The following is an 11,694-nucleotide window of genomic DNA, read 5'->3' as shown; positions in this document are numbered from 1 at the left end:
TCATCCACGACACTTCTCCAGGGATCCCTGTGCAACTTCGCCCCTTTCTGCTCCTTGCGCTGCTCGCGGGTCCGACGGTCTCGGCCGTCGCGCAGCAGGCGCCCTCCGCTCCGCGCGGTCCGCAGTGGCTCAATGCGGATTCCACGAAGCGGACCAATCAGTCGAACTTCCGCGCGCTGGAGGAATGGCCGGCGCCCAATGAGTACCGCAACGCGGCCGGCAGCCCCGGCCCCAAGTACTGGCAGCAGCAGGTCGACTACGTGATCCGCACGACGCTCGACACCGTGGAGCACAAGGTGACGGGCACGGAGCGGATGACCTACCACAACAACTCGCCGGACCGACTCGCATACGTCTGGGTGCAGCTCGATCAGGACATCGAGCGCACCGATTCTCGGGCCGCGCTTGCGCAGCGCGCGCTGCCGCGCAACATCCCCGAGCAGGCGCGCCGATTCCTCGCGCCGGAGCCGGTGACGAACGGCGGCTACACCATCCCCCGGGTGCAGCTCGTCGCCGCCGACGGGAAGAAGACGGACGCGAAGTTCTTCCGGAACGGTACGCAGATGCGGATCGACCTCGCGACGCCGCTGGCGACCGGACAGAAGGCGGTGATCGAGATCGACTGGTCGTTCATCGTGCCCGAGGGGGGCCGGAACGGCCGCGGCGTGCGCGAGAAGGTGCGGGACGGCTGGCTGTACGAGATCGCGCAGTGGTTCCCGCGCGCCGCGGTGTACGACGACGTCAACGGCTGGCAGAACGTGCAGTTCTACGGCCAGGGCGAGTTCTATCTCGAGTTCGGCAACTACGACGTGAGCATCACGGTGCCGCACGACCACATCGTGCGCGCGACCGGGGCGCTGATGAACCCGTTGCAGACGATGACGGCGACGCAGCGCGCGCGGCTCGCGACGGCGCTGGCGGGCGACACCGCGGTCTTCATCGTCAAGGCGGACGAGGTCGGCCAGGCGTCGGCGCGCCCGGCGGGCACGGCCCCGATCACCTGGCGCTTCAAGGCCGAGAACGTGCGCGACTTCGCGTGGGCCTCGAGCAAGACGTACGTGTGGGATGCCGCCGGCTTCCGCTACCAGCCGGGCGGCCGCGTGATCGAGCTCCACTCGGTCTATCCGCGCGACGCGATGCCGTTGTGGGACAAGATCAGCACGAAGGCGATCCGCCAGACGATGATCACCTACGGGCGGCTCGCGTTCGAGTACCCGTACCCGCAGGCAAGCAACGTCCACGGGCCGGTGTTCGGCATGGAGTACCCGATGATCGCGTTCTGCGGGGCGCGTCCGCGGGCCGACGGCACCTACGACAAGTCGCTCGAGTACGCGCTGGCGTCGGTGACGATCCACGAGGTGGGGCACAACTGGTTCCCGATGATCGTCGCGAGCGACGAGCGCCGGTGGACGTGGATGGACGAGGGCCTGAACTCGTTCCTCGAGTACTACGGATCGCTCGACTTCGACGCGGCCTGGCCGAAGCAGACGATGCGCGGACCGGCGCGGAACCTGACGAACTACATGCGCGCGCCGAACCAGGTGCCGCTCATGACCGAGTCGGACGCGGTGTACGCGAACTTCGGCAACAACGGCTACTCCAAGCCGGCGACCGGGCTGGTGATGCTCCGCGAGCACGTGCTGGGCGAGGAGACGTTCGACCGTGCGTTCCGCGAGTACTCGCAGAAGTGGATGTTCAAGCACCCGCAGCCGGCGGACTTCTTCCGCTCGCTCGTCGCGGGCGCGGGCGAGGAGGCGAACTGGTTCTGGCGCGGCTGGTTCTACACCACGTACGCGAACGACCAGGCGGTGACGGCGGTCGAGACGCAGTCGGCCAAGGAGCTGATCGGGTCCGACGCGCGCGGCGCGAACTACCACCGCTTCACCTTCCAGCAGCAGGCGGGGCTGGTGATGCCGCTCCACTTCGAGGTCGTGTACGAGGACGGCACGAAGGAGACCATCAAGCTGCCGGCTGACATCTGGCGCAACAACGAGAAGGAGTTCGTCTACGGCTTCTTCTCGAACAAGGTCGTGACCCAGGTGACGGTCGACCCGGCGGAGGCGTTCGTCGACGTGAATCGGGCGAACAACGTCTGGAAGGCCCCCCCGAAGCCGATCTCGTGACCCGCTCTCGCTCGCGTGTCCGGTCCCTCCTCGTGCTCGCCCTCGCGGCGGGCACGACAGGGGCCGGTCGCGCGCCGGTCCCGCCGTACGCGGTGCCGCTCCTGCACGACACGCACGTCTCGCACACGCGCCTCGTCCTCGACGGCAGGAGCGTCGTCGCGCGCGTGCGGGTGTTCCATGACGACCTCGAGAAGGCGCTGCACCGCCCCGTCGCGCGCGATTCGGCGACGGAGGCCGCCTTCACGGCATACCTCGAGTCGCACTTCCTCGTGCGCGCCGACGCCGTGAAGCTCACCTGCCGGATCGCGGACCAGGATGCGGATGCCGACCCCAACGGCGAGAAGGTCTGGTGGGCGATCGTCCAGTGCGACGCCGCTCGGCCGATCCGCACGCTCGGGCTCGTGCACTCGCTCTTCTTCGAGGTCTATCGCGACCAGCAGAACCTCGTCACGGTCATCAAGGCGCCCGAGGACCAGCGGCGCGCGCTCTACTTCCACACCGGCGACGTGAAGGAGCAGTCGGTCACCTTCTGACCGAACTCAGGCCAGCCGGGTGGCCGAGTGGTAGAGGACGGCGACGAAGTGACAGGCGGTCCCGCCCAGGACGAAGAGATGCCAGAGGGTGTGCCCGAAGCGGAGCCTGGCGTCGGTGACGTAGAAGACCACGCCGCCCGTGTAGCAGAGGCCGCCCGCGAGGAGCCAGAGGATCCCCGCTCCCGAGACGTTCGCCAGCATCGGCTGCACCGCGACGACCGCGAGCCAGCCCATCGCCACGTAGAAGGCGGTCGAGAGGCGCGGGAAGCGGAACCCGATGGTCAGCTTGGCGATGATGCCCGCCAACGCGAGCGTCCAGACGACCCCGAGGAGCGACCAGCCCCACGCGCCGCGCATCGCGCCGAGCAGGAAGGGGGTGTAGGTGCCGGCGATCAGCAAATAGATCGCCGAGTGGTCGAGCACGCGGAAGACCCGCTTCGCGCGGCCGTCGTGGAGCGCATGGTAGACGGTCGACGTGAGATAGCAGAGGATCATCGTCACGCCGAAGACGACGCGCCCGACGAGCGTCAGCGGGCTGGTGCGGTCGGCGGTGACGATGAGCACCGGCAGCGCAGCGGCGGCGAGCAGGAGGCCCGAGCCGTGCGACAGGCTGTTGGCGAGTTCCTCGGCGCGCGTCTGCGGGCGGTGCTGGGCCATGCCGGATGATACACCAATGCCCCCCCACGGCGGCCAGGCCGCGGCGGCGTGACGCAGCAGCGCCACACGACGTCTGCATTCGACTCCCCCAACGCCAGACGGCTCCATGCGCCCGAAGATCTCGTACGTCCAAGGCCACGGGCTACACGTGGGGCGCCTCCTCTGGTGGCTCCCCCTCATGCTGGGCAGTCTGGTCGGCTGGCCGATCCTCGCGGGCGCGGATCTGTTCGTCCGGATGTGGAGCGGGCACCAGAACGTCCCCTTCGGGCTCGTCGTGCCGCTCTACCTCGGCTACCGAGCAATCCGCCGCTATCGCGCGCTCCGCGCAGGCGGCACGATGGTGCTCGACCGAGTCTTCCGGGCGCCGGGCAGCGAGATCGAACTGGCACGCGCGGAACAGGAGCCGGATCGGTTCGCGCAGCTCCTGCGCCTGGAGGCGTGGCTGATGGGGAGTGTCGTCGCGGCCTGGAGCGCGGCACCGATCGGCGTGATCATCGCCGCCTGGTTCGCGGCCGGGTAGGGGCCGGTACGGCCGGGTGGTCGCCCGGCCGCGCACCGCTGCCTGACGCCGCTCAGCCCGCCGCGCGCGCGTCCGCGCGCGCCTGCGACGCCGTGCTGTCCGCCCACAGCTGCTTCGTCACCCGCAGCAGCACCACGCCGCTCACGACGAAGACGCCGGTGAGGAGCCAGGCCGACGTGAGGCGCGAGGGATCTCCCGAGCTGTAGAGGAAGTTCCCGATCGCGAAGAGCGACGACCAGATCACGAGGCAGCCGGCGATCCACCCGACGAAGGCCGCGCCCACGCGGTTCTCCTGGGCCACCTCGGCGTCGCTGATCCCCGCCTCGCGGCGGATGTCGGCCCAGCCCGGGCCGACCGGCTTGACCTTCTGGACGAATGCGACGAGGACCTTCCGGTCCGTCACCGGGCCGACGAACGCGGTGATCAGCCAGGCGATGGTCGTGATCCCGACCTGCACGATGGTGACCGTCGCGAAGCCGGCCTCGGGCATGAGCTTGGGGACGACGAGCGAGGTGATGAGCGACATGACCATCGCGACGATCTCGCACCAGGCGGAGACGCGCCACCAGAACCAGCGTGCGATGTAGAGGAGGCCGGTGCCGGCGCCGATGGAGAGCAGCACCTGGAAGGCCTGTTGCGCGGAGCTCATGGTGAGCGAGAGCAGCGCGGCGACGACGTAGAGCAGCACCGTCGAGACACGCCCGGCGTTCACGTAGTGCGCCTCGCTCGCGTCCTTCCGGATGAAGCGGCGATAGAAGTCGTGGACGAGGTACGACGAGCCCCAGTTGAGGTGCGTGAGGATCGTCGAGGAGTTCGCGGCGAGGAGGCCGCCGATCATGAGACCCACGAAGCCGACCGGCAGGAACTTGAGCATCGCCGGGAATGCCGAGTCGTGGCCGATGAGGGCGACGTCGGCGTTCGGGAAGGCGGCCTTGATGGACGCGAGGTCGGGGTAGACGATGATCGAGCAGAGCGCGGTGATGATCCACGGCCAGGGACGCAACACGTAGTGCGCGACATTGAAGAACAGCGTCCCGCCGAGCGCGTCCTTCTCGCTCTTGGACGCGAGCATGCGCTGCGCGATGTACGAGCCGCCGCCCGGCTCGGCGCCGGGATACCAGTTGGCCCACCAGCTGACCGCGATGGGCAGGATGAAGATCATGAGCGCGAGCTCGGACATGCCGAAGTTCGGCATCATGTCGAGGATCGGCTGGCCGGCGCCGTCCGAGACCGACATGACCGGCTGGTCACCGGCGGCGGTGCCCTGGTTCACCTGCATGGTCGACAGCTTCGCGACGAGGAGCTTGAGTCCGACCCAACCGTTCGCATCGCCGGCGAGCCGACGGCCGACCTCGACGAGCGAGAACCAGGCGGCGGCGAAGACCGCGGTCATCTTGATGAAGAACTGGATCATGTCGATCACCAGCACGCCCCAGAGCCCCGAGTGCGCCGCGAAGGCGACGTTCAGGACGCCGGTGAGGATGATCGTCTGCCAGGCGGGGAGCCCGAAGAGGATGTTCGCGATCTTGCAGGCCGCGAGCGTCACCATCCCCATGATGAAGCAATTGAAGAAGAGACCGAGGTAGACGGCGCGGAAGCCGCGCACGACCGACGCCGACTGGCCGGAGTAGCGGAGCTCGTAGAACTCGAGGTCCGTGAGGACGCCGGAGCGGCGCCAGAGGCGCGCGAAGAAGAAGACGGTCGCGATGCCGGTGAGGACGAAGGCCCACCACTGCCAGTTCCCCGCGACGCCGTAGCGGCGCACCTGTTCGGTCACCCAGTTGGGGGTGTCGGACGAGAAGGTCGTCGCGACCATCGACAGGCCGGCGAGCCACCAGGGGACCGAGCGGCCGGAGGCGAAGAACTCCGAGGTGTTCTCGCCGGAACGCTTCGCGAGGAAGAGCGCCGGGACGAAGCAGATGGCGATCGAGACGAACGCGATGACCCAGTCGATCCAGGAGATGTTCATGAGGCGGTCGGGGGGACGGCGCGGGGGGAGTCGGACGGCGATCCAGCGACCCCGAAGTTCGCCGATGCGGGGAGCAGGCGCCATAGGGCGCCGCGGACGATATCTTCCGCGCGTGTCCCTCGCCTGGCTCCCGCGCATCGTGCTCGCCACCCTGACCGTCGGTGCGGTGGCGGCCGCCATCCCGCTCGTTCGGTACGTCAGCTGGCGACGCGCGCTCTCGGCGACGGTCAGCCGCGACTCGCGCCTCCTCCTGACCGCACGGGGTCCCGTCGAGGTCCTCACCCTCGGCGATCAAGCCACCGGCGTGCCCGTCCTCTGGCTCCACGGCAACCCCGGCGGCTACGACCAGCTCTCCCGCGCCGTCCTCGCGCGCGCCGAGTTCCGCGAGGGACTGCTCTCGATCGTCCCTTCGCGACCGGGCTACCTCCGCACTCCGCTCTCCTCGGGCGCGACTCCAGAGGAACAGGCGCATCTCTTCGCCGCGCTACTCGACTCGCTCGGCATCCCGCAGGTCGCCGTCGTCGGCGTCTCCGGCGGCGGCCCCTCGGCCCTGCAGTTCGCGCGGCTCTACCCCTCGCGCACGCGCGCCCTGGCCCTCGTGTTCGCGATCACCAGCCGCACGCCGCCCGATCCCGTCGGTCGCCGCCAGCGGCTCATGGATGCGGTCGGGCTCGACGACTGGTACACCTGGCGTTTCTCGACGCGGTTCGCGAGCATCCCCGACTTCGATCCCGCCGACACGGCGATGGTGCGATCCGCCGAAGCATTGCTCGCCTCGACCGTGCCGCGCGCCCTTCGTCGCGCCGGCGACGACAACGACCAGCGGCAGTTCGACCGGCCCGACGGGTGGCCCATTGACGGCATCACCGCGCCGACGCTGATCCTCGCCGGCACGAAGGACATCACGGTCCCGATGGCGCAGGCGGAGTTCGCGCAGGCGCGCATCCCCGGCGCTCGGCTGGTGCGCATCGCCGGCGACCACAACGCGCAGCTCACGCACGCGCGCGAAGTGTGGGGCGCCGTGCGCGCGTTCGTCCTCGATCCGACCGCGCGATGAGACTCTGGATCGACGCCGACGCCGCGCCGCAGGTGGTGAAGGAGATCTGCTACCGCGCCTGCGACCGGCTGAAGCTCGAGACGGTGCTCGTCGCGAACCTGCGGCTGACGCTCCCGCCCGGATATCCCCTGCTCTCGGCCGTGCGCGTCGACGGCTCGCCCGACGCGGCCGATCGGTACATCGCCGAGCAGGCGGTCGCGGGCGATGTGGCGGTGACGCAGGACATCCCGCTCGCCGCGTTGCTGGTGCCGAAGGGCGTGGCGGTGATCGATCCGCGCGGCGAGGTGTTCACCGCCGAGAGCATCGGCGAGCGCCTCTCCGTCCGGAACTTCATGGAAGGGCTGCGCTCGACCGGCGTCGACACCGGAGGCCACGCGGCGTATGGCGCGCGGGAGAAGCAGGCCTTCGCGAACGCGCTCGACCGCGCGCTCACCCGGGCGATGCGCGGCGGGTGAGTTCGGCTCTCCGCGCCTCGGTCCTCAGGCCGCCGGTCGCTCCGCCGGCATCGGGTGCGTGAACGACGACAGGATCCCGACGGCCATCGTGAGCGACGTGCCGATGAGCACGTACCAGGGCCAGGCGATCTTCGCCACGCCGCCGAGCATCCCGGCCATCCCGGGATAGGCTGCCACGATCTGCTTGGCGAAGACGATGAACGCCATCGTGCCGATCGCGACGGACATGCCGAGGATCGCGTCGCGCTGGATGGCGCGCTTCCAGAGGATCCCGAGCAGGAACCCGCCCACGAGTCCGCCCTGCGTGAACGACGCGATCGAGAGCGCGATCACGACCACCGGCGTGCCCTGTGCCTTGAACAGGAGCGCGCCGAGCGTGAGCCCCACGCCCCAGACGAGGGCGAAGCGCTTGCCCATGACGAGCGCGCGTGGATCGTCGGGCGTGCGCTTGGTGAGCGGCAGGTAGATGTCGTGCGTGGTCGCGGCGGCGAGCGAGTTGATCGCGCCGGAGTGCGTGCTCATGGTCGCGGCGACGATCGCGGCGACGATGAGCCCGAGCAACCCGGCCGGCATCTGCTCGATGATGAAGGTGGGGAAGATCACGTCCGTCGCGGGGAAGACGCGGCCCTGGTAGAACGCCCAGAGGCCGAGCCCGATGGTCAGGAAGAGGAAGAACTGCGCGAAGACGGCGAAGCCCGAGCCGATGATCGCGCGCTGCGCGTCCTTCAACGTGCGGGACGCGAGCATCCGCTGGACCATCGTCTGGTCGGTGCCGTGCGAGCCGAGCGCGATGAAGGCGCCGCCGAGGAGGCCGGCGAAGATCGTGTGCGGCCGGTCGATGCCGAGATAGGTATCGACCATGCGCGTCTTGCCGGCCGCGGCGGCCGAGCCCCAGATCTCGCTCCAGCCGCCGGGGACGGCGCGTCCGATGAGGACGACGGCGATGAGCCCGCCGCTCACGTAGATCGTCGCCTGGATGAGTTCGGTCCACACGACCGCCTTCATGCCGCCCTTGTACGTGTACATGACGGTCAGGAGGCCGAGGAGGAGGATCGCCGCGGGCATCACGAGCTTGTCGTTGCCGACGGCGGGCCCGACGATGAGGGCGACAGGGATGGCGGTGGCGAAGACGCGCACCGAATCGGCGAGTCCGCGCGTGACCATGAACACGATGCTGGTGAAGCGCCGCGTGGCGGTGCCGAAGCGCGTCTCGAGCAGCGCATAGGCCGTCACGAGCTTGCCGCCGAAGTAGCGCGGCAGCAGCAACCAGGCGATGACGAAGCGCCCCACGATGTAGCCCGCGACCACCTGCAGGAAGCCGAGGTCGCCGAGCCCGGGCCCCGCGCCGTACGACAGTCCCGGCGAGGAGATGAAGGTGAGCGCGCTGGTCTCGCTCGCGACGATGGAGAACATCACCGCCCACCAGGGGATCGATCCGTCGCCGACGAAGTAGTCCTTGCCGTCCTTCTGCGACCGGCCGACCCAGAGTCCCAGGGCCGTCGTGCCGCCGAGGTAGGCGAGGAGGACGAAGAGGTCGAGCCAGCCGAATCCTTGTGCGTTCATCCGGGGAAGTACGCGTCCCTTGGGCCGGGGCGTCAAGAGACGACGTCGGCCGGCAGTGGGGTCGCCCACCGGCGCCAAGGCGTACACCTTTCGAGCATGCCGCGCACGCATCGCTCCGCCCTCCATCTGGGCGCCTTCGCCGGACTCGCGATGGTCGTTCTCGCGGCCGCCGCGGGCGCGCAGGAACCTCGGCCGCGAGCGGACGGGGCGGCGGTCGTGACCACCGCCCCCTGCCCGACCGGGACCGACTCGGTCGTGGCCGACGCCTGGAGGGCATACCGTCGCGACGCGATCGCGGAGGCAGAGACGACCTTCCGGTCGGCGCTCCGCGCCTGCCCGACCAACAGCGACGCCGCGACCGGGCTCGGCTTCACGCGATTCCGCGCAGGCGACGTGAGCACCGCCGACTCGCTCTTCCGCGCCGCGACGAGCCGCGACAGCATCTCCACCGACGCGTGGGAAGGCCGCGCGATGGCGGCCGAGCGCATGGGCGATGCCGCCGGCGCGTTCGCCGCCTGGCAGCGGGCCGCGTCGCTCTCGCCCGCCCGAGCCGACTTGCGGTCGCAGCTCGAACGGCTCGCCGGCACGGCGCCGGGGACCGCGCCACTCGAGCGCCGACGCGCGGCGAGTTTGGACCTCACCCTCCGAGTGAAGGGCGAGGGATTCGAACTGCGTCGCGGCGCGACCTGGGTCCCCTTCTTCATGAAGGGCGTCAACCTCGGGCTCGCCCTCCCCGGCCGGTTCCCGTCCGAAGCGCCCACCGACACGGCACTCTACGCGCGCTGGCTCGGGCAGATCGCGGCGATGCACGCGAACACGCTCCGCGTCTACACGATCCTGCCGCCGGAGTTCTATCGCGCGCTGCGGGCGCACAATCTGGCGCACCCCGCCACGCCGCTCTACCTCGTGCACGGCGTCTGGACCGAACTGCCGCCGCGCAACGACTTCGACGACGCGGCCTTCAACGCCGCCTTCGCCGAGGAGATCCGGCGCGTCGTGGACGTCCTCCATGGCGCAGCGGTGCTCCCGGGGTCGCCCGGCCACGCGAGTGGTCGTTACGACGCCGACGTCTCGCCGTGGACGATCGCCTACATCCTCGGCCGCGAGTGGGAGCCGTACTCGGTGATCGGGTTCAATCGCGATCCGCGGGCTGCACGCAGCTATGCGGGCCAGCACCTCACCCTCAGGCAGGGCACGCCGACCGACGTCTGGATGGTGCGGCAGTGCGACCTCCTGCTCACGTACGAGGAGGAGACCTACAACGCGCAGCGGCCAATCGCCTACACCAACTGGCCGACGACCGACCCGATCGCGCACTCGACGGAGACGTCGTACGACCAGCAGATGCGGTTCCGCGGCCTGCGCTACGACCGTGATCCGAACGACCCCGACGTGCACGAGGAGGAAGGGGTCACGCTCGATCCGTCCCTCGTGCGCCGGACGCCGCGCAACGTCGCTGGGTGGTTCGCGAGCTACCACGTCTATCCGTACTACCCGGACTTCATGCTCTACGACCCGGGGTATTCGCGTGCCGCATCGAGCCTGGGGCGCTCGAACTTCTTCGGCTACCTGCAGGACCTCCGCCGCGTGCACCGCGGGATCCCGTTCGTGGTCGCCGAGTTCGGCGTGCCGACGAGCCGCGGGAACGCGCACCTGCAACCGCAGGGCTGGCACCATGGCGGCGTGACCGAGCAGGCCGCAGGCGCGGCGAACGCGCGGATGGCGACGGAGATCCGCGAGGCGGGCGGCGCGGGCGCGATCGTCTTCGCGTGGATGGACGAGTGGTTCAAGCGCAACTGGTTCGCGATGGGGACGGAGCTCCCAGCCGAACGCGGTCGGATGTGGCAGAACATGATGAGTTCCGAGGAGCACTACGGCCTGCTCGCGTTGCGGCCCGGCGCTCCGGGCCGCTCGCCGGAGCCCGGGGGTGACGCGCGCACGTGGCGTGCGCTCGGCGTCTACGGGACGGGGGCGATCGTCGGGCGCGACACGGTGACGCTGCGCGTGGGGAACGATGAAGGCTTCGTCTACGTGGCGATCGAGTCACCGGCATGGCGCGGCCGGCGGCTCCCGTGGGACTCGGTGCGGTTCCAGCTCGCCATCGACACACACGACCCGTCGCTCGGACAGGTGGTGCTGCCGACGAGCGGTATCCGGAGCAGCGCGGCCTTCGAGTTCCTCGTCGAGCTGAACAGTGCGGCCGATGCGCAGCTCAAGGTGACGCCCGACTACCTCCTCTACATGCCGCATCGACTGGTGGAGAGCGGCGCCTTCTTCGGCGAGCACTTCCGCCGTCCCCTGCTCTCCACGCGCCGTTACGATGCCGTCTTCGACACGCTCTACGCACTGACCAACCGCCCACGCTTCACCGCCGAGGGACGGCAGGTGCGGGGCCAGGGCATGAACGTCGGCCGGCTCCGCTACGCGCGTGCGCGCGACAACTCGCTCGCCGACTGGTGGTACGACCAGACGGCGGGGATCATCGAGCTCCGGCTGCCTTGGGCGCTGCTCAACGTGAGCGACCCGTCGTCGCGGATGCTGGCGTGGGAGAGCGATCCCGAACAGGCACTCGGTCGTCGCGCCGATGCGCCGCCGTCGAGGCTCGTTGGCCGTGCGACGGATGGGTTCCGCTTCGGACTCGTCGCGCTGCGCCCAGGACCGGACATCGCCGGTACGATCCCGGCGCGTGACGCCTACGGCAACTGGCCGCTCGCCAACTTCACCACCTGGGCGTGGCCGACCTGGGAGACGCCGACCTGGCACGAGTACCTCAAGCCGTCGTACTACGCCCTCCAGCGACTGTGGGCCGCGCCGTGA

At 69.7% G+C, this 11,694-nt stretch carries 9 protein-coding genes; 6 read left to right on the top strand and 3 right to left on the bottom strand.

Features of this window, described 5'->3' with window-relative positions; all coding sequences use genetic code 11:
- The first annotated feature begins 29 nt into the window (after positions 1–29).
- Both IPJ78_08435 and IPJ78_08430 read left to right on the top strand, forming a co-directional pair.
- Complete coding sequence (locus tag IPJ78_08435) at positions 30–2,123, top strand: M1 family metallopeptidase (protein MBK7906579.1); 2,094 nt, start codon at positions 30–32, stop codon at positions 2,121–2,123.
- A complete protein-coding gene (locus IPJ78_08430) occupies positions 2,120–2,656 on the top strand; it encodes a hypothetical protein (protein ID MBK7906578.1) in 537 nt (178 codons plus the stop codon). The genes IPJ78_08435 and IPJ78_08430 overlap by 4 nt, the downstream gene beginning before the upstream one ends.
- 6 nt (positions 2,657–2,662) lie before the next feature.
- On the opposite strand, the gene IPJ78_08425 is transcribed toward IPJ78_08430, so the two are convergent.
- A complete protein-coding gene (locus IPJ78_08425; protein MBK7906577.1) occupies positions 2,663–3,313 on the bottom strand; it encodes a hemolysin III family protein in 651 nt (216 codons plus the stop codon).
- A gap of 106 nt (positions 3,314–3,419) precedes the next feature.
- Between IPJ78_08425 and IPJ78_08420 the strand changes: the two genes are divergently transcribed.
- Complete coding sequence (locus IPJ78_08420) at positions 3,420–3,833, top strand: hypothetical protein (protein MBK7906576.1); 414 nt, start codon at positions 3,420–3,422, stop codon at positions 3,831–3,833.
- Positions 3,834–3,885: 52 nt separating this feature from the next.
- Here IPJ78_08420 and IPJ78_08415 read toward each other — a convergent pair whose 3' ends face one another.
- Positions 3,886–5,802, bottom strand: coding sequence for a Na+:solute symporter (locus IPJ78_08415; protein ID MBK7906575.1), 1,917 nt, complete (start codon positions 5,800–5,802; stop codon positions 3,886–3,888).
- Positions 5,803–5,914: 112 nt separating this feature from the next.
- Here IPJ78_08415 and IPJ78_08410 point away from each other — a divergent pair, with 112 nt between their 5' ends.
- The gene (locus IPJ78_08410; GenBank protein MBK7906574.1) at positions 5,915–6,859 is read left to right on the top strand and encodes an alpha/beta hydrolase; all 945 of its coding nucleotides are present in this window, start codon (positions 5,915–5,917) and stop codon (positions 6,857–6,859) included.
- Positions 6,856–7,314: a YaiI/YqxD family protein gene (locus IPJ78_08405; protein MBK7906573.1), complete on the top strand. Its 459-nt coding sequence runs from the start codon at positions 6,856–6,858 to the stop codon at positions 7,312–7,314. The genes IPJ78_08410 and IPJ78_08405 overlap by 4 nt, the downstream gene beginning before the upstream one ends.
- A gap of 24 nt (positions 7,315–7,338) precedes the next feature.
- Here the strand turns inward: IPJ78_08405 and IPJ78_08400 are convergent, their stop codons facing one another.
- Positions 7,339–8,877, bottom strand: a complete 1,539-nt coding sequence (locus tag IPJ78_08400) for a sodium/solute symporter (protein MBK7906572.1) — start codon at positions 8,875–8,877, stop codon at positions 7,339–7,341.
- Between the two features lie 96 nt (positions 8,878–8,973).
- On the opposite strand from IPJ78_08400, the gene IPJ78_08395 reads away from it, so the two are divergent.
- Positions 8,974–11,694: a hypothetical protein gene (locus IPJ78_08395; GenBank protein ID MBK7906571.1), complete on the top strand. Its 2,721-nt coding sequence runs from the start codon at positions 8,974–8,976 to the stop codon at positions 11,692–11,694.

This window comes from Gemmatimonadota bacterium, from assembly GCA_016714015.1.
In the GTDB taxonomy this organism is placed as follows: Bacteria; Gemmatimonadota; Gemmatimonadetes; order Gemmatimonadales; family Gemmatimonadaceae; genus Pseudogemmatithrix.
Note: the sequence above shows the minus strand (reverse complement) of the source record. Positions and strands in the feature narration are given on the sequence as shown.

What these genes read in the sequence shown, in the direction of transcription:
- IPJ78_08395 (MBK7906571.1), top strand. Translation starts at nt 8,974, where the DNA reads ATGCCGCGCACGCATCGCTCCGCCCTCCATCTGGGCGCCTTCGCCGGA.
- IPJ78_08415 (MBK7906575.1), bottom strand. Translation starts at nt 5,802, where the DNA reads ATGAACATCTCCTGGATCGACTGGGTCATCGCGTTCGTCTCGATCGCC.
- IPJ78_08405 (MBK7906573.1), top strand. Translation starts at nt 6,856, where the DNA reads ATGAGACTCTGGATCGACGCCGACGCCGCGCCGCAGGTGGTGAAGGAG.
- IPJ78_08400 (MBK7906572.1), bottom strand. Translation starts at nt 8,877, where the DNA reads ATGAACGCACAAGGATTCGGCTGGCTCGACCTCTTCGTCCTCCTCGCC.
- IPJ78_08420 (MBK7906576.1), top strand. Translation starts at nt 3,420, where the DNA reads ATGCGCCCGAAGATCTCGTACGTCCAAGGCCACGGGCTACACGTGGGG.
- IPJ78_08425 (MBK7906577.1), bottom strand. Translation starts at nt 3,313, where the DNA reads ATGGCCCAGCACCGCCCGCAGACGCGCGCCGAGGAACTCGCCAACAGC.